We start from the raw sequence: 19,313 nt of genomic DNA on the forward strand, positions 1-19,313 counted from the left end.
GGCGGGGTTTGCCCATGTTGGGGCGTCGGGGCTGCGTTGGGGCGTGCTGCAGCGCGCCCCACGGTGGTTTGAACGCCCCAACGCGGCACAGACGGCGCGGGATGCTGCGGCTACGACTTCTTCGTGGCGTCGAACAGTGCGCGGTACGACCAGCCGGCCAGCAGCGCGCCGAGGATCGGGAAGACCAGGAAGACCCACAGCTGCCCGAGCGCGTCGGGTCCGCCGTAGATCGCCGTGGCGATCGAGCGGGCGGGGTTCACCGAGGTGTTGTCGACGGGGATGCTCACGAGATGGATGAGGGTGAGCGAGAGCCCGATCGCGAGGCCCGCGAAGGTCGTGCCGCGCGTCGAGTGCGTGACGCCCAGGATCACGAGCAGAAACAGGAACGTGAGGATCACCTCGATGATCATCGCGGCGGCGATGCCGAAGCCGCCCGGCGACAGCACGCCCCAGCCGTTGCTGGCGAAGCCGCCGTCCTGGGCCGCCGAGAGCCAGCCCTCGGGGCCGAACAGGCCGACGAGGACGATGGCGGTCGTCGCGGCCGCACCGCCGACGATCTGCGCGGCGATGTAGCCGCCGGCCTCGCGCCAGGGAAAGCGACCCGCGGCCGCAAGGCCCAGGGTCACGGCGGGGTTGAAGTGCCCGCCCGAGATCGGCCCGAAGGCGTAGGCGCCCATGATCACGGTGAGCCCGACCGCGAACGACGCCGCGATGTAGACGATTCCGGGGGCGAACGCGCCGGCCTCGTTCGCCAGGTGCGAGCCGAAGAGCGCGGTGCCGATGAGGCCGAACACGAGCAGGAAGGTGCCGAAGCCCTCGGCGGCGAGCTTGGCGCCGGTCGAAGGGCCGGCGGGCTGCAGCTCGGGAGTGTGCGCGAGTTCGGTGGGGTCGATCGGTGTCTCAGGGCGCGGATCATCGTTGCGTGCGGGGGACATCGCCTTCTCCTTCGTGGCGGCGACCCGATCGCGCGCCACCCGCATCATGGCAGGCGGGCGGGGCGCGGTGAAAGCGGAAACGCCGAGGGGCGAGAGGATGTCGATCCCCTCGCCCCTCGGCGTTCACCTGTCCGTGCGGTCAGACGCCCACCGGCTCGGCCTCGGGCTCGGTGCTGTAGGGAGCGCCGGGGGAGTCGGCGGCGGCGTTCGCCTCGGCCTGAGCGCGCACCTTGTCGGCCGTGGTCTGGTCGACCTGGCCCCAGTACCAGAGGAAGCGCTCGCGCACCTCCGGGCGGGTCAGCGACTCGTACTGGCCGACGAGGGTCTCCACGAATCGAGCCTTCTGCGCGTCGTCGAACACCTCGCGCACGAGGGTGCCGGCCTGGCCGAAGTCGTCGTCCTCGGCGCGCAGCGTGTAGGCCGAGCGCACGAGGTCGCCGTCGTTCTGCCATCCGCCCTCACCGGCGCGCACGGCGTCGGCGCGCGGGCCGCCCAGCGAGTTCGGGGCGTAGACCGGGCGCTCGCCGCCGGAGAAGAAGTGACGCATCGCGCCCTCCTTGCCGTAGGAGTGCACCTCGGAGAGCGGGCGGTTCACCGGCAGCTCGTTGTAGTTGGTGCCGATGCGGTAGCGGTGCGCGTCGGCGTAGGAGAAAATACGCGCGAGGAGCATCTTGTCGGGGCTCGCGTCGATGCCGGGGACGAAGTTCGACGGCGCGAAGGCGGCCTGCTCGATCTCGGCGAAGTAGTTCACCGGGTTGCGGTTGAGCTCGAACTCGCCGATCTTGCGCAGCGGGAAGTCCGCGTGCGGCCAGATCTTGGTCAGGTCGAACGGGTTGAAGCGATAGGTCTTCGCCTCGTCGTTCGTCATGATCTGCACCGAGACGTCCCACTTCGGGAACTCGCCCCGGTCGATCGCGTCGTACAGGTCGCGCAGGTAGTAGTCGGTGTCTTCGCCGACGATCTGCTGTGCCTGCTCGCCCGTGATGTTGTGCACGCCCTGCTGGGAGTGGAAGTGGTACTTCACCCAGAACGTCTCGCCGGCCGCGTTGATCCACTGGTACGTGTGCGAGCCGTAGCCGTTGACGTGACGCCACGAGGTGGGCAGCCCGCGGTCGCCCATGAGGTAGGTGACCTGGTGGGCCGACTCGGGGGAGAGGGTCCAGAAGTCCCACTGCATGTCGGCGTCGCGCAGGTGCGTGTGCGGCAGGCGCTTCTGCGAGCGGATGAAGTCCGGGAACTTGATGCCGTCGCGGATGAAGAACACCGGGGTGTTGTTGCCGACGAGGTCGTAGTTGCCCTCGGGGGTGTAGAACTTCAGCGCGAAGCCGCGCACGTCGCGCCATGTGTCGGGCGAGCCGAGCTCACCGGCGACCGACGAGAAGCGCAGCAGCAGCGGCGTCTCGGCGCCCTGCTGGAACAGCGCTGCGCGGGTGTAGGCCGACACATCCTCCGTGATGGTCATGGTGCCGAAGGCGCCGCCGCCCTTGGCGTGCACGACACGCTCCGGCACGCGCTCGCGGTTGAACTGCGCGAGTTTCTCGACGAGGTAGTGGTCGTGCAGCACGGTGGCGCCGTCGGCGCCGACCGTGCGCGAGAACTCGTCGGACGCGACGGGCGCCCCGTTGTCCTTCGTGGTGTAAGTCGGATCAGTCATCTCTCTGTTTCCTTTCGCACTCGGCACAGATGGCCCGGAACGTCACGCTCGCCTCGAGGACGCGCATGCCGTGGTCATGGGAGGGGTGCAGGCAGGGCGCCGCACCCACGGCGCACTCGACGTCTTCGACACGACCGCACACGATGCACTGCACGTGATGGTGGTTGTCGTCGTCTCGGTGCAGTTCGTACAGTGCGCTCGGGGCGCCCGGAAGGCTCACGCGGCGCACGACGCCGGCGGCGGTGAGGTCGTTCACGACCCCGTGCACGGTCTGCAGCGCGATGCCGGGCACACGTGCGCGGACCGCTCCGTGCAGCAGATCGACGGGGGCGTGCGGCGCCTCGTTCAGCGCCTCGAGCACGGCGGTGCGCTGTGCCGTGACCCGGAGCCCCGCGGCGCGCAGCAGCGGCGACGCCTCGAACTGCTCCGGCAGGCCGGAGACATCGTCGAGGGGGGTGATCGTCACCGTCCCAGTCTAGCTAATCCTGAATGATTAGCAACAATGAACACCTCGTGAATTGCACGGGATGCTGTCGTCACAGCCGTCCCGCGGCCTTCAGCTCGAGATACCTGTCGGCGACCTTCGGGGGCAGCTCGTCCGGGCCCTCGGCGATCGCCTCGGCCCCCAGGCGCGTGATGGCGTCGGCGAGGCGGCGCGCGTCGAGGAGCGTGCGCTCCGCGGCCGCCGCCCGCCAGATGTCGTCTGCGGAGGAGCGACGCGTCGCAGCCTCCGCGATGCCGGTGTCGGTGACCGAGCCGACGATGACGCGTGCGCGGGCGGTCAGGCGCGGCAGGGCGCCGAGCAGGGCACGGCTGGCGCTTGCGGCATCGAGGGCGGACAGCAGCACGACGAGGGAGGGACGCGTGGTCAGGCGCGCCGCCTCGCCGAGCGCCTGATCCCAGTCGGTGTCGATCAGCTGCGGCTCGACACCGGCGAGCGCGTCGACCATCGCCGGCAGCAGCGCCTGCCCGCGCCGACCCGTGACCCGCGCGCGAACGAGGCGATCGAACACGACGAGATGCACGTGATCGCCTGCCCGGTCGGCGAGGGCCGCGAGCAGCAGCGCCGCCTCCATCGCCGCATCCAGCCGGGTGCCATCGCCCACGCGCGCGGCCGACGTGCGGCCCGAGTCGATCACGATCACGACGTGACGATCGCGTTCGGGGCGCCACGTGCGCAGCATCGTCGTGCGCGCGCGGGCGGTCGCGCGCCAGTCGATCGAGCGCACATCGTCGCCGCGCACGTACTCGCGCAGCGAATCGAACTCGGTGCCCTGGCCGCGGATCTGCACGCTGGTCGATCCGTCCAGCTCACGGAGCCGGGCAAAGCGCGAGGGCAGGTGCCGCCGCGACGCGAAGGGAGGCAGCACGCGCAGCGCCCCGGGCGCATCCCTGCGCGCCTGCCGGCCGGCGAATCCCAGCGGGCCGCCCGAGCGCACGACGACGAACCCGGTGCGGCGCTCGCCGCGGCGGCGCGGACGCAGGACGATGCCGATGCGGCGGCTCTCGCCGGGCGGCACCTCCAGGCGCGCGCGCGCCGGTTCGGCTGCCGCCGTGGGCTGCCATCCATCGCGCAGCCACCCGTGCACCGGGCGCGCACCGTCGTTGGCGACGATCACCGAGGTGGGGACCGCTTCGCCGAGGCGTGCCCGCGCGGGCAGGTCGCGTGCGATGCGCAGCGTCCGCGGATCGGCCGCCGCGACGAGATCCGCCGCGAACAGGGCGAGGCAGAGGAGGATCCAGCCGCCCGCGGCGATCCAGGCGACGGATGCCCGGCCCCCCGCCGCCGCGGACAGCAGCACGACGGGCACGACACCGAGCCCCGTGAGCAGGGCGGCGCGGCCGGTGAGGTACATGGCGGATCGATTCGCGAGGCGGGTCAGAGGGGGACGCGGGTCTGCTGCAGCACCGAGCGGAGCGTCGCGTCGGGCGACACGCCCTCGATCTCGGCCTCGGGGCTCAACCGGATGCGGTGCCGCCACACCGGCACGAGCATCGTCTGCACGTGATCCGGGGTGATCGCCGGGTAGCCGCCCAGCCACGCCCAGGCCTTCGCGGCGGCCAGCAGAGCGGTCGAGGCGCGGGGGCTGACGCCCAGCTGCACCGACGGGGCGGCCCGGGTGCCCCGGGCGAGGTCGACGACGTAGGCCAGCACGTCGTCGGTGACGGTGACGGATGCCGCGGCCCGCTGCGCCGCGTGCACGTCGGCGATCGAGAGCGCGACACCGACGCCCGCCGCAGCGAGGTCGCGCGGCGAGAAGCCCTCGGCGTGGCGGCGCAGCACGGCCACCTCGGCATCGCGGTCGGGCACGTCGATCACGAGCTTGAGCAGAAACCGGTCGAGCTGCGCCTCGGGCAGCGAGTACGTGCCCTCGTGCTCGATCGGGTTCTGGGTCGCCGCGACGAGGAACGGGTCGGGCAGCGCGCGCGTGACCCCGTCGGCCGAGACCTGTCGCTCCTCCATCGCCTCCAGCAGCGCCGACTGGGTCTTCGGCGGCGTGCGGTTGATCTCGTCGGCCAGCAGCACGTGGGTGAACACCGGGCCCTCGCGGAAGGCGAACTCGCCGGAGCGGGCGTCGTAGACGAGCGATCCCGACACGTCGCCCGGCATGAGATCGGGCGTGAACTGGATGCGTGTGGTGTCGAGCCCCAGCGCCTGGCTGAACGAGCGCACGAGCAGGGTCTTGGCCACCCCGGGCACGCCCTCCAGCAGCACGTGGCCGCGGGCGAGCAGAGCGATCAGCAGGCCGGTGACCGCGCCGTCCTGGCCGATCACCGCCTTGCCGACCTCGATCCGCACGCGGTTCATCGCGTCGCGCAGGGCGTCGTCGCTCATCGGGTTGCTCCTTCGTCTCGCAGGGCGGCGCGCACGGCGCGCTCGAGGTCGTCCAGCCCGTCGCTGATCGCGACGAGATCCTTCTCCGTGCCGGGGACGTCGTCCACGAGCAGCGCCCGCACGCGCGCCCGCGGCGCCCCCGTGCGGTCGGCCGCAGCGTCCGCGATCGTGTGCACATCTGCGGCGCGACCGAGTCCCAGCATCCGCGCAAGTCTGCCCGCCGCGCCGATGCGCAGCGCGTCGGCGGCGTGCGCGGTGTCGCGGCCGCGGGCGTAGAGGCGCGCGCGGCCCTCCATGGTCTCGGACGCCCGCACGGTCACCGGCAGGTCTTCGACGACGAGAGGGCCGAACCGCCGTCCGCGCCAGATCGCGGCCGCGACCGCCGCAGCGGCGAGTACGACGATCGCGGGGGTGACCCACCCGGGTGTCAGCTCGCCGAGCGTGGGCTCGGCCGCGATGTCGGCGTCGTCGACGCCGGGGGAGTACCAGACCACGGTGGGCAGGCGTCCCATGAGGCTGAGCGCGAGCGCGGCGTTGCCGTTTTGCGCGAGGGCCGAGTTGATCACGATCTCGCGACCGTCCAGGGCCGAGGCGACACCGCCGGTCGCGCTCTCGCCCACCAGCAGGCCGTAGCCCCCGCCTGTGGGGTAGCAGGCGGTCAGGCCCGCGGCCGTTCCCGGCTGCAGCAGGCGCCCCGGCACGATCTCGCCCGCGCGGGCCGCCACCTCGCTCGCGCACTCGGGCGCGACGGGCGCGTCGGGCGCGAAGCCCTCGGACAGCGCGCCGGGCAGCACGATCTCGACCGCCCGCGCGCGGGGGTCGATCAGGACGACGTCGGTCGCGGCGTCGACGATCCCGCGCAGGGTGTCGTCGCTGAGCAGGGGGGAGTCCGCCGTGACGAGCGTGGCGGGGGATGCTGTCGCCAGAGCCTCCCGCGCATTCTCGCGATCGCGGGCGATCACGACATCGATCCCGCCCTCGCGCAGCAGCTCGACCACCGCGGCGGCGCCGTCCGGCCCCCGGCTCTCGGGGTCGAGCACGTCGCGCTCCGACCATTCGCCCAGGCCGGAGAGCGCGGCGCCGGCACCGCCGACCACCACCAGCAGACCGGCGATCGCCGCCCAGGCCCACAGCGACCGGCGACGGGAGGACGGGGCGGCACCGGGGGGCGCGGCACGCGAGGCGGCCCCGGGCGCGATCGAGGACGTCGTCGCGCCGCTCACCGGGGGGCCTCCGAGGCTGCACCGGTCACCGAAACGAGCGCGGGGCGGGCAGAGCCGACCTCACGGTCGGCGCGAGCGACACGCTCGTAGAGTGCGGCGGTCGCGGGGCGGCGCAGATACCGCACATCGTCGAACGCGTCGGCCGCGGCGTCGAGATCGGCGGCCAGCGTCGGGAACGCCCGGGTGGCTGCACGTGCGAAGGCGTGCACGGTCGCTCCGGGCGCAAGATCCACCACGCCGCGCTCGAGGGTCCCGCGGGCCAGCGCGCGCAGGCGCAGGATCACCGCCGTGTCATAGTCCCCCGAGGCCGCGGACGCCTCGGCCTCGGCCCGAAGGCTCGCGGCCGAGCGCGCCTCGTCGCCGTCGAACAGGCCGGGGCCCGCGGCACGCGATCTCGCCGACATGCGCGGCCTGCCCCAGATCGCGAAGGCGGCCGCGATCAGGCCGATCGCGACGACCGCGATCCCCACGAGGATCGCGGGGCCGAGGCCCGCCGGCGCCTGTGCGCCGAAGAGGGCCTCGAGCGCGTCGCCGATCGCCTGCGCGATGCGGTCGAGCGGCGTCGGCTCGGCGGCGGCGAACTCGGGCCGGGAGAGCACACGTTCGGCCTGCTCGCGCGCCTCGTCGCCGTCGGGCGTGAGCGGTGGTTCGGCGAAGATCACGCCGGCGGCGGCTCTCGGTCGGCCGATCCGGCACCGGGCGCCGTCCACTGCGTCGCCGCGGGCGGGACGGGCAGCGGTGGGGTGGCGGGCGGCTGCGGCGCGGACGGCGCGGTGGGCGCGACGGCGCTGCCCGCGGGCGGCTGCGGCGCATATCCGTAAGGGGCCTGCGCGCCGGGCGGCATGGGATACCCGTACGGTGGCTGGGCGTATCCGTACGGTGGCTGTGCGGGCGCGCCGTAGGCCGGCCCGTACGCGGGCGCACGCACCGGCGCCGGGCGGCCGGGATGCACGGCCCAGGGGTCCTCGAGGGTGGGGGCGCCGGCATCCCGCCGCTCGACGTAGGTCAGCAGGTCGATGTCGAGCCCCTCGTGCCGCATGCGGCAATCGACATAGAGCAGCACCGAGGCGGTTGCCTGCACGACGAGCGCGACCGCCTGCACGAGGAGCACGACGATGTTGCCGAGCAGGATCGCGACGACGAAGCCGATGACCGCCTCGGCGCCGGGCTCGCCGGTGGGTGCGAAGACGGTGAGGAAGCCGCTGGAGAGCAGCGAGAAGGGGATCTGCACGAACTGGGCGATGACGCCGAACAGCAGCGAGATGACGACGATCACACCGAGGATCGGCCAGAACCGGCGGCGCGTCAGCCGCCAGGACCGGGCGATCGCCCCCCGCACGCTCGCGCGCTCGAGGATGATCGCGCTCGGCGCGAGCAGCAGCTTGGTGCTCAGCCACAGGTAGAGCGGAATCGCGCCGAGGAATACGAGGATCGTCAGCACAACGGCCAGGACGGGCCCCGCCGCCGCACCCACCGCGAAGATGACACCGCCCACCGCCGCGACGAAGAGTACGACGGCCAGCAGCACGAGGAAGGTGTAGCCGAGCAGCCGCCACAGCGAGGGACGCACCTGGCGCCACAGCGCGCCCAGCGTCAGCTTCTCGGCGACGACGGCGTGGGCGACCTCGCCGACGACGACCGCCTGCACGATGACCTGGAGTGCGGAGGCGAGAAGCCCGAGCACCAGCCCCGCGAGGGCCGTGACCAGCACGGATCCTGCGGTGACGGCATCCCACTCGTCCGTGCCCGGGGTCAGGGTGTCGAGCCGCGAGAACGACAGCCAGCCCACCCCCGCGATGCCGACGATCAGCAGGATGAACACGAGCGACTGCACGCCGAGCGCGAAGCCCAGCAGCACCTTGGGGTTGTGGCGCAGGGCCTGGAACGACCTGCCGAGCACGGCTCCGAAGGTGAGCGGATGCAGCGGGATGATGCCGGGGCGTGCCGCGGGTGTCCAGCCGGGCTGGGCGCTCATGTGCTTCCTCCGTCCGCGGCGGCCGGGGCCGCGGGTCGTCGCGACCGCCCCGCGGGGTGGTCGACCGTCACGTGTTCCCCATCGTTCCACATGCCCGGGGCCCGATCATCCCGGGCGCCGGGGTGTCCAGCTTCTTCCCGGCGGGCCATCGGACGGCGTCCGGCCGGTGTCGACTACGCTGTGCCTTGCGGCCCCACGGGGGAGCCGAATCCCGTGATCCCCGTCTCACGAAGGACGAAACGCCGTTCCATGACCTCACGCATCCTGGTCGTCGACGATGACACCGCCCTCGCCGAGATGATCGGCATCGTGCTGCGCACGGAGGGCTTCGAGCCGGTGTTCTGCGCCGACGGCGCCATCGCGGTCGACGCCTACCGCACCGAGCGGCCCGACCTGATCCTGCTCGATCTCATGCTGCCCGGCATGGACGGCATCGAGGTGTGCACACGCGTGCGTGCCGAATCCGGCGTGCCCATCATCATGCTGACCGCCCGCACCGACACGGCGGATGTCGTCAAAGGGCTCGAGTCCGGTGCCGACGACTACATCGTGAAGCCGTTCAACCCCAAGGAGCTGGTCGCGCGCATCCGCACCCGCCTGCGTCCGACGCCCGAGGGGGCGGGTCCGCTGCTGCGCATCGGCGACCTCAGCGTCGACGTCGCCGCCCACGAGGTGCGTCGCGCCGATGAGGTCATCCCGCTCACCCCCCTCGAGTTCGAGCTCCTGGTCGCGCTGGCGACCAAGCCCCAGCAGGTCTTCTCCCGCGAGATGCTGCTCGAGCAGGTCTGGGGCTACCACTACAAGGCCGACACGCGCCTCGTGAACGTGCACGTGCAGCGCCTGCGCGCCAAAGTCGAGCAGGATCCCGACAACCCGAAGATCGTCACGACGGTGCGCGGCGTGGGCTACCGCGCCGGCGCCGTCGTCTGAGCGCGGTCATGACGCGCCCGAGGAGCGGGGGCGGTCCGGCGACGGGGGCCATCCGCACCTCGGTGCCGCTGGATCTGCGCCGCCCGACGACGTGGATCGAGGGCACCTCGCGCCTGTGGCGCAGCTCGCTGCGCTTCCGCACGATCCTCATCACCGTCACCCTGACGGCCCTGACGATCCTCATCGCGTGCGTCTGGATGGCGCTGGCGATCCAGAACGACCTGTTCCAGGCACGGCTGGATCGAGTGCTCGACGATTCCCGCGGCGCCACGGCCTCGGCGCAGGAGACCCTCGACGCCGCCGAACCCCAGGGCGAGCGCGTGCAGTTGCAGAACCTCATGACCGCCGTCGCGCGCGACGTCGCCCGGCAGTCCTCCAGCGACGGGATCGCGGCGCTTCGCATCGACACCGCCCCCTCCTCGATCGCCCCGCAGAACTTCTTCTCCGGCGCGCTCTCCGAAGACATCGTCTCCGACGGCCTTCGCGAGCGCGTGCAGACCCAGGCGCAGACCCAGTGGTGGCAGTCGGTGCCGCTCGCCGTGGACGGGCAGGAGGTTGCCGGCGTCGTCGTCGGACAGCAGATCCTCGTCCCCGATGTCGGCGCCTACGAGCTCTACCTCGCCTACGACCTCGCGGCCGAGTCGCAGACGCTCGGCTTCGTGCAGGGCACGCTGTGGATCGTCGGCATCGCCCTGGTCCTGCTGATCGGGGCGATCTCGTGGCTCGTGCTGCGTTCCGTCGCGACCCCGATCGCCGAGGCCGCCGACACGAGCGCGCGTCTCGCGGCGGGCGAGCTGCAGGTGCGGCTGCCCGTGCGGGGCGAGGACGAGCTGGCAACGCTCGGACGGTCGTTCAATGCGATGGCCGACAGCATCCAGACCCAGATCAGGGAGCTCGCCGACCTCTCGCTCGTGCAGCAGCGGTTCGTCTCCGACGTCTCGCACGAGCTGCGCACGCCGCTGACCACCATCCGGCTCGCCGCCGACATGATCAACGATCAGCGCGAGAGCTTCGACCCCGCGACGGCGCGCGCCGCCGAGCTGCTGCACGCGCAGGTGCAGCGATTCGAGACGCTGCTCGGCGACCTGCTCGAGATCAGCCGGTACGACGCGGGATCCGTGCAGCTCGAGTGGGAGCCCACGAGCCTCGCCCACCTGGCGGAGGATGTCATCGCCTCGATGCAGCAGCTGGCCGATCAGCACGGCAGCGACGTGCGCCTGGTCGCCCCCGGCGGATATTCCCCCGTCGACATGGACGCCCGGCGCGTGCGGCGGATCGTGCGCAACCTGCTCGGCAACGCCATCGAGCACGGTGAAGGACGACCGATCGTCGTCACGGTGGACAGCAGCTCGAGCGCCGTCGCGATCGGCGTGCGCGACTACGGGATGGGTATGCAGAAATCCGACGTCGAGCGCGTGTTCGATCGATTCTGGCGGGCCGACCCCTCACGTCGGCGCTCCATCGGCGGCACCGGCCTGGGCCTGTCGATCGCGCTCGGCGACGCCCGCCTGCACGGGGGCACCCTGGCCGTGTGGAGCGAGCTCGGACGCGGCTCCAACTTCGTGCTCACGCTGCCCCGGCAGCCCGGCGGCCCGATCGATGCCCCACCGCTGCGGCTGGACACGGGGGATGACCCGCTCGAAGACCTCGGCATGACGCAGCCGATCGACATCCAGGAGGCCCGCGCGCTCGACGAGGCGGACCGCCGGGCGGGGGAGCGCTCATGAAGGCCCGCACCGCCGCGATGCTCGTCGCCCTCCTGCTCGCGCTCACCGGCTGCGCGGGACTGCCCACGGCGGGGCCCGTCAACCCGGGCCTGGGCGCCGCCGAGGCACCGGACGTGCCCGACTTCTCCTTCTCGCCCGACCGCCCCCAGCCCGGCGCGACGCCCGAGCAGATCGTCGAGGGCTTCGTCGCCGCGGCCACGGGATCGCAGAACGACTGGGAGATCGCGCAGCTCTTCCTCGCCCCGGCGATCCGCGAGAGCTGGCGGCCCGAGGCGGGGGTCACGATCGACCGTCCCGGCTCGCGCACCGTCACCGCGATCGAGGACGGCCGTGTCGAGATGAGCGTGGTCGTCACCGCCTCGGTCGACGAGAACGGGGCGTACGAGCTCGCCGACGAACCCACCCAGACCTTCTCGTACGGCCTCGCCGAACAGGCCGACGGGCAGTGGCGCATCACCGAGGTGCCCGATGGCATCGTGCTCGACGAGGACAACTTCGACAACGTCTTCCGCGCCTACTCGCTGATGTACTTCGATCCCTCGTGGAACTACCTCGTTCCGGACGTGCGCTGGTTCGCCACCCGCAACCCCGCGACCCGCATCACGCGGGCGCTGCTCGGGTCGACCCCCAGCCCCTGGCTGCAGGAATCCGTCGCCTCGGCCGCGCCCGAGGGTGTCTCGCTCGCGCGGCAGTCGGTGCCCGTCGTGCAGGGTGTGGCCCGCATCGAGCTCACCGAGGCGGCTCTCGACGCCGACCCGGTGACACTCGGACGGCTGCAGAGGCAGTTGCAGGCGAGTCTGCAGGGGGCCGGCATCGCCGGCGCCGAGATGCTCGTCGACGGCGCGGCGCTCACCGTCGAACCCGCGCCCGTGCGCGGCACGGCGATCGATGCGCGACCGCTCGTGCTCACCGACGACGTGTTCGGCTTCCTCTCCGACGGCGAGGTCGCGCGACTGGGAGGCATGAGCGCGACCATCGAGTCCCTCGGTGTCACCGCCGTCTCGATGGGCCGGGGCGAGGAGACGGCCGCGGTGAGCCTCACGGGCGGCGGCGTCGCGCGGGTGGATGCAGATGGCGAGGCGACCACAGTCGACCCGCGGGCGGGACTGGCCGAACCCGCGCTCGACCCGGACGGCGTGATCTGGACGGTGCCGCGCGACCAGCCGACCGCGCTGCGGGCGACGCTCGCGGACGGCACGGCGATCGACATCGAGGGCGCTTGGGTCGGGTCCTCGCGCGTGCAGGCGATCCAGATCAGTCGCGACGGCACCCGCATGGCCGCGATCCTCACGGCGGGAGGCCGCGACTGGGCGGTGGTCTCCGGCATCGTCCGCGACGCCGACGGGGTGCCCCGCTCACTCGGGGAGTCCCGACGTATCGTGCGCCTCGACGGCAGCGGCATCGACGTCGCGTGGCTCGATGACCAGACCCTGGGCATCGCGTCGGCGGGTGACGACGGCGAGATGAGCGTCATCGAGCACGTCGTGGGTGGCACCGGACAGACGCTGTCGGGGCCCGCCGCGACGTTGACGACGATCGCGGCGGGCGCGACGGTGACCTCGGCCCGCGTGCTCAGCGACGACGGCGTGCTCTCACTGCGCCGGGGCTCGACGTGGCAGCCGGCCGCCGAGGGCGTGCGCGTCCTCGCCCCGCAGCTGGGCGCCGCGTCCGGCTGATCGCTCGTCCTCCCCAGTCTGTGGTGGCAGGGTCATCCCCCCGGGCGCACACACGACGCGACACGGGATGCTGCCCCCCGGCATCCTGGGCCCATGGATCCGGTCGTTCGCGACGCGCTGTCCCTCGCGCGCGGTGCCGTCGCCGACGCTCTGGCCCTGGTGCTGCCGGCGCCGTGCGTGGGATGCGGGGATGCGGGCGGTCCCGTCTGCGGACGGTGCCGGGAAGCCCTCCGCCCGCGGGTCGTCACGACGGATCTCGACGGTCTGCGGGTGTACAGCGGGCTGGCGTTCGAGGCGGTGGCGGCACGCGTCATCCGCGCGGTCAAGGCCGACGCGAGGCCGCGGCTGCTTCGTCCGTTCGCACCCGCGCTCGCCGCGGCCCTGCGGGCGTTGGCCGACGACCTCGGGGCCGACGCCGCATCGCTGCACGTCGTGCCGGTGCCCGCGAGCGCCCGCGCCATGCGCACGCGCGGCTTCCGCGTCGTGGAGGTCGCGACCCGACGTGCGGGGGTGGTTCCCGAGCGGCGGCTCGTCGCCGTGCGACGTACGGCCGATCAGCGCGAACTGGGCTTGGCCGAGCGCGTGCAGAACCAGCGCGGGAGCATGGCCGCCCGGAACGTGCGCGGAATGCCCGTCGTGATCGTCGACGACGTCCTCACCTCGGGCGCGACGCTGCGCGAGGCGGCGCGGGCGCTGCACGCGGGTGGTGCGGTCGTTGTCGGCGCGGCGACCATCGCGGCGACGCCGCGACGACATCGCCCCCGGAGCGCATCACAAATTCACACGTGACATCGTCGGGGGCCGCCACTACGGTGGAGCGAACAAGGCGACCGCGGTCCGCCCTTGTACGGGCGGACCGTCCCGAACAAGGAGGTCAAAGATGGATACCAACATCGTCGGCGTGGGTGTGGGGGTCACCGATCGGTTCCGGTCGGTGGTCGAAGAGAAGGCCGCACGCATCGAGCACCTGGCGTCGCGCGTGCAGCGCCTCGACGTCAAGGTGACGCACCGGGCCTACCACAACGGACGGGTCGAGGACGACACCGTCGAGCTGACCCTGCTGGGAAAGGGCCCCGTCGTTCGGGCCGAGGCCACCGACGGCGACAAGTTCGCCGCTCTCGATCTTGCGGTCGACAAGCTGTGCGAGCAGCTCCGGCGCGCCAAGGGCAAGCGCGTCGACGCCCGCAACCACCCCCGCGGCCCTCACTTCGAGAAGGGCAAGGGTGAGATCGAGGGCATCGATGTGCAGCCGGCATCCGTCGAGGCCATCCGGGCCGTGGCGACCGGCGAGGTGCCCGTCGTGGCCGGTGCGGACGACGAGGAGGAGTACACCCCCGTCGTCATCCGCGTGAAGAACTTCGATGCCGAGTGGATGACCGTCGAGAACGCCGTCGACCGGATGGAGCTGGTCGGTCACGACTTCTTCCTCTTCATCGACGCGCGCACCGACCACCCGAGTGTCGTGTATCGGCGCAAGGGGTGGGACTACGGTGTGATCTCGCTCGAGGCCGCCGCACCGCCGGTCGAGGCGGCGATCGCCTCCTAGACTCCGCGCGTCGCACGATCAGACGGATGCCCGGGGCTCACCGCCTCGGGTATCCGCGTGTGCGGGTGCACACACCGGAACTCAGCCGTCGAAGATGTCGCCGAGCAGGCCGCCGATGACGAGCCCGCCGAGCACGCCGCCCATCATGTCGCCCATGCCGCCGCCGCCGCGTCTTCCGCCGCCCTGTCCGCCCCAGCCGCCGTCCTGCGGCCGCGACGAGTCGATGTCGCGCTGCGCAAGATGAAGCGCCTCGCTCGCGAGCGATCCGGCGCGGCGCGCCATGTGCAACGCCTTCTCGAGCGAGTCGTCCTCGTCGGGCAGAGCGTTGATGTCCGTGCGGACGCGCTCGGCCTCGGCCAGGCGCGTGCGCGCATCGGCGCCGATCCAGCCGCGGTGCCCCGCGATCACGTTGCGGGCGACGGCGATCTGCCGGTCGGCATCGTCGACCGCGTGGCGCACGTGCGCGGGGTCGGGAAGCGGACGGGCCGCCCGTTCGCGGGCCTTGTCGACGGCGGCGTCGAGCGCGGTGTTGGCCTCGCGCAGCTGCGACAGATCCTCGAACGGGTCGGTCTTGGTGCCGGCCGGGGGGAGAGCGGCGAGCGCGCGCTGCAGAGTCGCCATCGCCTCGACGACGGCGGGCGTCTGAGGGGCGGTCCGCGCCTGCACGAGGTCGTCGCGGGAGTCGGCGATCACGTCCGCGAGGGTGGATTCGGCGCGCAGCGCCTCGATCTCCCAGTCCTCGACCCCGTCGATGATCGTCGCCGAGCGGCGCACGGCCTCGGTCGCCGTCTCGAGGGCCAGGTTGGCCTCTTCGGTGCGGCCCGCTTCGCGGCGACGCGTGGACACGTCCGCGCTGTGCAGCGCGAAGGAGAGCAGCTGGTCGGCCTCATCGGCGCTCTGCACGATCTGGCGCAGCGCCGCGTCCGAGTAGCGGGCGCCCATCCGCTCGATCGTCGAGCGCGCGTGCGGCAGACGTTCGCGCAGCCGCTCGGCGTCGGCGCGCACCTGCGCGAGGATCTCCGGCGCCCGGCGCACCCGCGCGATGTCGGCCGCCAGGGCCTCCGTGCGCTCGTCGAGCAGCTGTTCGGCCCACTCGCACAGCTGGATGATGCGCGCATTGCGCGTGCGCAGCTCCTCGGGGGTGTCGGGGATCTCGTCGTGATTGAGCTGATGCAGGTGGTACGCCTCGCCGAGATGTTCCGTGACGGCATCCAGCGCTGCGCGAAGATCCTTCGTCAGACCCTCACCGAGCTCGGCGACCGCGAACGCGAGCTCGTCGCGCGTCACGCGGATCCGCTCGTCCGCCCCCACGAGCGCGATGCCCGCCCGACGAGCGAGGTCGGCGTCGTGCGCGTCGAGCTCCGCCTGCTGCTCTCGTTTTCGCTTGCCCCAGAATCCGGCCATGCTCTCGATCCTAAGTCGCAACGACCGAGTGGATGCCGGGCGCCCGGCGCGCGCGGCAGCTACACGGCCGCGGTGCGCGGTCGGGGCGCTCCCGCCTTCGGCGGCCGGCCTCTGCGGGGCCGCTCGCTCGCGGGCCCGAGCGGCAGAGTCGGCGCGGGGTGCGCGAGCACGCGGGCCTCGACGTGGTCGAGCAGCCGCAGCTCGGCCTCGACCTGTGCGATCCGGCCGTCGGCGACGATCTGCCAGGCGAGCAGCTCACCGGTGCGGGCGGAGCCGGAGGCGCTCTCGCGATCGTGCCGCTCGGAGCGCAGCGCCGCCAGCGCCGCCTGCGAGGCCCGGCGCTGGGCGCGGAGCACCGGGGCGACCTCGACGCGCGGAAGACTGGCGGCCAATGCCAGTTTTAGTGGCAGCTCGTCGCGCGCGCCCGTCGCCGTGGCGACGGGGGAGAGCAGCCAATCGCCGACCTCGTCGCTTCCGGCCGGGGTGATCCGGTAGTACACGTGCCCGGCAGGGTCGGCATCGCCCTTGGCCACGAGACCGTCGCGTTCGAGTCGATCGAGCGTGTTGTAGATCTGCCCCACGTTCAGCGGCCGGGCGCCGCCGGTGCGTCGCTCGAACTCGCTGCGCAGCTGATAGCCGTAGCAGGGACCGTGATCGAGGATCGCCAGCAGACTCATGCGCACGGACATGTCTTCCCCCACCCCGCGACCTCGGTGCATGTCGCGTATCTGAATTCTGAGTATATGCATACCCGGAATTCGGTTCGTGTGATGTGCACCGGTGATTTTCCGGCCGTTCACGCGTCATTCGCCGGGTGCACGAAACATGCCTGTAACATTTCGGGCGTGACGAGTGACAGACCGACCCCGCGGATCGCCGAGTATCCGCGCGCCGGCCACCAGCTGCTGCACCTGAGCGACACCCACCTGCGCGCCCTGGGCGACCGGCTCTACGGGTCGATCGATGCCCGGGGGCGCCTCGAGAGGGCCCTCGCGCAGATCGAGGCGTCGGGTACGCGTCCCGCCGCCGTGGTCTTCACGGGCGACCTGGCCGACTTCGGCGAGGCCGCGGCCTACGCGGATCTGCGCGCCCTCGTCGAGCCGTGGAGCAGGCGCCTGGACACCCGTCTCATCTGGGTGATGGGCAACCACGACGATCGCGCGGCGTTCCGCGCCGAGATGCTCGAGGGCGACTCGGGCGCCGATCCGTACGCGCCCCACGACTCGGTGTCCGACGTCGACGGGCTCCGCGTCATCGCCCTCGACACCTCGGTGCCCGGCCACCATCACGGCGAGATCTCGGATGAGCAGCTGGCGTGGCTCGAGCTCGAGCTGTCGGTGCCCGCGCCGCACGGGACGATCCTCGCGATGCACCACCCGCCCGTGCCGAGCGTGCTCGACCTCGCCGTCACGGTCGAGCTTCGCGAGCAGTCCAGGCTGGCGGCGGTTCTGCGCGGCAGCGACGTCCGATCGATCCTCGCCGGTCACCTGCACTACTCGACATCGGCGACGTTCGCCGGCATCCCCGTCTCCGTCGCATCGGCCACCTGCTACACGCAGGACCTGTCCGTGCCCGTGGGGGGAACGCGTCCCTGGGACGCGGCCCAGGCGTTCAACCTCGTGCACGTATACGAAGACACCGTCGTGCACTCGGTCGTCCCGGTCTCGGACGCCCCCGGGCTGACCTACGTCGACGCCGACGAGAGCGCGCGCCTGCTCGCCCGGGCGGGCGTCGTCATCCCGGACGCCACGACCGGCGCCCTGCGCGCGCAGCACACCCGCGACGCCGCGCTCGCGGCTAACCCGCCGACGGCTCCGCTGCGGATCGTCGGCTGATCTCGACCTCGTCGACCGCCACCTCCCACGGCGCCCGCACGGGGAAGTAGGCCTCGAGCGTCTCGCGCAGGACCCGTTCGCGCACGTCCTCGGGCACCTCGGGACGGCTTCCGTCGTTGAGGCAGAACATGTCGACGTCGCGCTTGGCGAGCAGTCGCTCCATCTGCGCGAGCGCCGGCTGCAGCGTCGTCTGGATGTATCGCGTGCGCGGCTCGGTGGTCGCGATGGCGCGCCCCGTCATGAGGGCGTAGTAGTGGTAGAGCGAATTGGTGACCGAGATGTCGGTCGCGGAGCGGAAGGTGGATGCCGCCGTCCGGGCGAAGTCCTCGGGAAACGCCTGCTCGAGCTCGTACATCACGCTCCGGCGCAGGGGGGCCGCGCAGTGCTCGAGATCGCGGGTGATCACGCGGCCGAACCGCTGCTGCAGGAGCGCACGGTTGACCCGGGCGGCGTTGTCGTGGCCGCTGCGGTCCGTGCTCGTGGGCCCGACCCCGATGCGCACCCCGGACTCGACGAAGCGCGAGACCCCGCCGGGGGTGAAGAACAGCTCGGGGCGCACCGCGCGCCCGAAGAACATGTCGTCGTTGGCGTAGAGGAAGTGCTCGGCGAGCCCCTCGATCCGGTGCAGCTGAGCCTCGACGGCGTGGGAGTTGTGCGTGGGCAGCACCGAGGTGTCGGCGAAGAACTCCTCGCTGCGCACGACCGTGACCTTCGGGTGCTCGGCGAGCCACCAGGGCGCGGGGCTGTCGGTGGCGATGAAGATCCGGCGGATCCACGGCGCGTAGAGGTGCACGCTGCGCAGCGCGTACCTGATCTCATCGACGTGGCGGAAGCGCGCGGAGTGGTCGTCGCCGTCGCCGACGACGTATCGGCTCATGCGGCGGGCACGCTCCCGCTGGAAGTCGCTGGATGACCCGTCGACCCACGAGAAGACGAGATCCACATCCTCGGTGAATTCGCCGGGCGTGGGAGTGAACATGCCGTCGATGGTGCGCCACGTGCGTCCGTGCTTCTCGAGCTGCACGATCGTCATGTCGTCCTCGGCGATGATCCGGCGGGTCAGGGCGTTCGCCGAGGGTGCCGTGATCAGGCCGCCCTCACGACGCCAGAACTCGAGGCGGATGCCGGAATCGGCGCCGTGACGCAGGGTGCCCGCGGCGGTCGTGCGCGGTCGGTACAGGGTGACGGCGTCGTGCGAGCCGAAGCTGCGGGCGCCGTGATGGGCCAGGGGCCGCACCCGGCCGCCGCGACGGGCGACCCAGGGCTCGTCGTCGGCGCACAGGGCGATGATCGCCCGGGCACGCTCGACGGCGTCGACCGCGAGAGCCGGGCGGCCGCTCGATCGGCGGATGAGCAGCGGCTCGACTCCGACAGCCTCGAGCACCGCCGCGATGCGCAGCAGATCCTCGGTCTGGGCCTCGTCCGCGGAGACGTCTCTGATCAGGTGCGGGATGCCGGCCACGAGCACGACGTCGTCGCGCGCGCCTCCTGACTCCCATCCCCGGGGGACTCCGCTACCGGGCATCGCGTCGAGCAGTGCCATCTACCACCTCTTTCTTCTCGGCGCCCGCC

Annotated in this window: 17 protein-coding genes; 6 read left to right on the top strand and 11 right to left on the bottom strand. The window is 72.3% G+C overall.

Going from position 1 to position 19,313, the window contains the following annotated elements; all coding sequences use genetic code 11:
- Nucleotides 1-110: 110 nt before the first annotated feature.
- The 8 genes from DI573_RS02475 to DI573_RS02510 form a co-directional block, all read right to left on the bottom strand.
- Nucleotides 111-935 (bottom strand): aquaporin, encoded by an 825-nt coding sequence (locus tag DI573_RS02475; RefSeq protein ID WP_292810277.1) that lies wholly within the window; start codon nt 933-935, stop codon nt 111-113.
- A gap of 139 nt (nt 936-1,074) precedes the next feature.
- The gene (locus tag DI573_RS02480; RefSeq protein WP_292810279.1) at nt 1,075-2,589 is read right to left on the bottom strand and encodes a catalase; all 1,515 of its coding nucleotides are present in this window, start codon (nt 2,587-2,589) and stop codon (nt 1,075-1,077) included.
- On the bottom strand, nt 2,582-3,055 hold the full coding sequence (locus tag DI573_RS02485; protein WP_292810282.1) for a Fur family transcriptional regulator: 474 nt from the start codon (nt 3,053-3,055) through the stop codon (nt 2,582-2,584). Before DI573_RS02485 ends, DI573_RS02480 begins: the two co-directional genes overlap by 8 nt.
- A 70-nt stretch (nt 3,056-3,125) precedes the next feature.
- Nucleotides 3,126-4,445, bottom strand: a complete 1,320-nt coding sequence (locus tag DI573_RS02490; RefSeq protein WP_292810284.1) for a DUF58 domain-containing protein — start codon at nt 4,443-4,445, stop codon at nt 3,126-3,128.
- Between the two features lie 23 nt (nt 4,446-4,468).
- Nucleotides 4,469-5,425: a MoxR family ATPase gene (locus DI573_RS02495; protein ID WP_292810286.1), complete on the bottom strand. Its 957-nt coding sequence runs from the start codon at nt 5,423-5,425 to the stop codon at nt 4,469-4,471.
- On the bottom strand, nt 5,422-6,648 hold the full coding sequence (locus tag DI573_RS02500; protein WP_292810288.1) for a DUF4350 domain-containing protein: 1,227 nt from the start codon (nt 6,646-6,648) through the stop codon (nt 5,422-5,424). Before DI573_RS02500 ends, DI573_RS02495 begins: the two co-directional genes overlap by 4 nt.
- Complete coding sequence (locus DI573_RS02505) at nt 6,645-7,310, bottom strand: DUF4129 domain-containing protein (RefSeq protein WP_292810290.1); 666 nt, start codon at nt 7,308-7,310, stop codon at nt 6,645-6,647. Before DI573_RS02505 ends, DI573_RS02500 begins: the two co-directional genes overlap by 4 nt.
- Entirely contained in the window at nt 7,307-8,623 is a 1,317-nt protein-coding gene (locus tag DI573_RS02510; protein ID WP_292810292.1) for a glycerophosphoryl diester phosphodiesterase membrane domain-containing protein, read from the bottom strand. The genes DI573_RS02505 and DI573_RS02510 overlap by 4 nt, the downstream gene beginning before the upstream one ends.
- A 249-nt stretch (nt 8,624-8,872) precedes the next feature.
- Between DI573_RS02510 and mtrA the strand changes: the two genes are divergently transcribed.
- The 5 genes from mtrA (at nt 8,873) to raiA (ending at nt 14,502) form a co-directional block, all read left to right on the top strand.
- On the top strand, nt 8,873-9,553 hold the full coding sequence (gene mtrA, locus DI573_RS02515) for an MtrAB system response regulator MtrA (RefSeq protein WP_292810294.1): 681 nt from the start codon (nt 8,873-8,875) through the stop codon (nt 9,551-9,553).
- Nucleotides 9,554-9,561: 8 nt separating this feature from the next.
- Nucleotides 9,562-11,280: an MtrAB system histidine kinase MtrB gene (mtrB, locus tag DI573_RS02520; RefSeq protein WP_292810298.1), complete on the top strand. Its 1,719-nt coding sequence runs from the start codon at nt 9,562-9,564 to the stop codon at nt 11,278-11,280.
- The gene (locus tag DI573_RS02525) at nt 11,277-12,956 is read left to right on the top strand and encodes an LpqB family beta-propeller domain-containing protein (protein WP_292810300.1); all 1,680 of its coding nucleotides are present in this window, start codon (nt 11,277-11,279) and stop codon (nt 12,954-12,956) included. The genes mtrB and DI573_RS02525 overlap by 4 nt, the downstream gene beginning before the upstream one ends.
- Before the next feature lie 93 nt (nt 12,957-13,049).
- Nucleotides 13,050-13,745 (top strand): phosphoribosyltransferase family protein, encoded by a 696-nt coding sequence (locus DI573_RS02530; protein WP_292810302.1) that lies wholly within the window; start codon nt 13,050-13,052, stop codon nt 13,743-13,745.
- A gap of 91 nt (nt 13,746-13,836) precedes the next feature.
- On the top strand, nt 13,837-14,502 hold the full coding sequence (gene raiA / locus DI573_RS02535) for a ribosome-associated translation inhibitor RaiA (RefSeq protein ID WP_292810304.1): 666 nt from the start codon (nt 13,837-13,839) through the stop codon (nt 14,500-14,502).
- An 81-nt stretch (nt 14,503-14,583) separates the two neighbouring features.
- Here raiA and DI573_RS02540 read toward each other — a convergent pair whose 3' ends face one another.
- Together DI573_RS02540 and DI573_RS02545 are read right to left on the bottom strand one after the other, a co-directional pair.
- The gene (locus tag DI573_RS02540) at nt 14,584-15,906 is read right to left on the bottom strand and encodes a hypothetical protein (RefSeq protein WP_292810306.1); all 1,323 of its coding nucleotides are present in this window, start codon (nt 15,904-15,906) and stop codon (nt 14,584-14,586) included.
- Nucleotides 15,907-15,965: 59 nt separating this feature from the next.
- Entirely contained in the window at nt 15,966-16,595 is a 630-nt protein-coding gene (locus tag DI573_RS02545) for a PadR family transcriptional regulator (protein WP_292810307.1), read from the bottom strand.
- Between the two features lie 156 nt (nt 16,596-16,751).
- Here DI573_RS02545 and DI573_RS02550 point away from each other — a divergent pair, with 156 nt between their 5' ends.
- A complete protein-coding gene (locus DI573_RS02550) occupies nt 16,752-17,741 on the top strand; it encodes a phosphodiesterase (protein ID WP_292810309.1) in 990 nt (329 codons plus the stop codon).
- Here the strand turns inward: DI573_RS02550 and DI573_RS02555 are convergent.
- A complete protein-coding gene (locus DI573_RS02555; protein WP_292810311.1) occupies nt 17,704-19,284 on the bottom strand; it encodes a stealth family protein in 1,581 nt (526 codons plus the stop codon). The two genes, DI573_RS02550 and DI573_RS02555, sit on opposite strands and share 38 nt — an antisense overlap.
- Nucleotides 19,285-19,313: the final 29 nt, after the last annotated feature.

The sequence above is a fragment of the Microbacterium sp. genome, assembly GCF_003248605.1.
In the GTDB taxonomy this organism is placed as follows: domain Bacteria; phylum Actinomycetota; class Actinomycetes; order Actinomycetales; family Microbacteriaceae; genus Microbacterium.

Excerpts from the sequence above, each read along its gene's own strand:
- DI573_RS02475 (WP_292810277.1), bottom strand. The coding sequence starts at position 935 with ATGTCCCCCGCACGCAACGATGATCCGCGCCCTGAGACACCGATCGAC.
- DI573_RS02480 (WP_292810279.1), bottom strand. The coding sequence starts at position 2,589 with ATGACTGATCCGACTTACACCACGAAGGACAACGGGGCGCCCGTCGCG.
- DI573_RS02490 (WP_292810284.1), bottom strand. The coding sequence starts at position 4,445 with ATGTACCTCACCGGCCGCGCCGCCCTGCTCACGGGGCTCGGTGTCGTG.
- DI573_RS02495 (WP_292810286.1), bottom strand. The coding sequence starts at position 5,425 with ATGAGCGACGACGCCCTGCGCGACGCGATGAACCGCGTGCGGATCGAG.
- DI573_RS02510 (WP_292810292.1), bottom strand. The coding sequence starts at position 8,623 with ATGAGCGCCCAGCCCGGCTGGACACCCGCGGCACGCCCCGGCATCATC.
- mtrA (WP_292810294.1), top strand. The coding sequence starts at position 8,873 with ATGACCTCACGCATCCTGGTCGTCGACGATGACACCGCCCTCGCCGAG.
- mtrB (WP_292810298.1), top strand. The coding sequence starts at position 9,562 with ATGACGCGCCCGAGGAGCGGGGGCGGTCCGGCGACGGGGGCCATCCGC.
- DI573_RS02525 (WP_292810300.1), top strand. The coding sequence starts at position 11,277 with ATGAAGGCCCGCACCGCCGCGATGCTCGTCGCCCTCCTGCTCGCGCTC.
- DI573_RS02530 (WP_292810302.1), top strand. The coding sequence starts at position 13,050 with ATGGATCCGGTCGTTCGCGACGCGCTGTCCCTCGCGCGCGGTGCCGTC.
- raiA (WP_292810304.1), top strand. The coding sequence starts at position 13,837 with ATGGATACCAACATCGTCGGCGTGGGTGTGGGGGTCACCGATCGGTTC.
- DI573_RS02540 (WP_292810306.1), bottom strand. The coding sequence starts at position 15,906 with ATGGCCGGATTCTGGGGCAAGCGAAAACGAGAGCAGCAGGCGGAGCTC.
- DI573_RS02545 (WP_292810307.1), bottom strand. The coding sequence starts at position 16,595 with ATGTCCGTGCGCATGAGTCTGCTGGCGATCCTCGATCACGGTCCCTGC.
- DI573_RS02555 (WP_292810311.1), bottom strand. The coding sequence starts at position 19,284 with ATGGCACTGCTCGACGCGATGCCCGGTAGCGGAGTCCCCCGGGGATGG.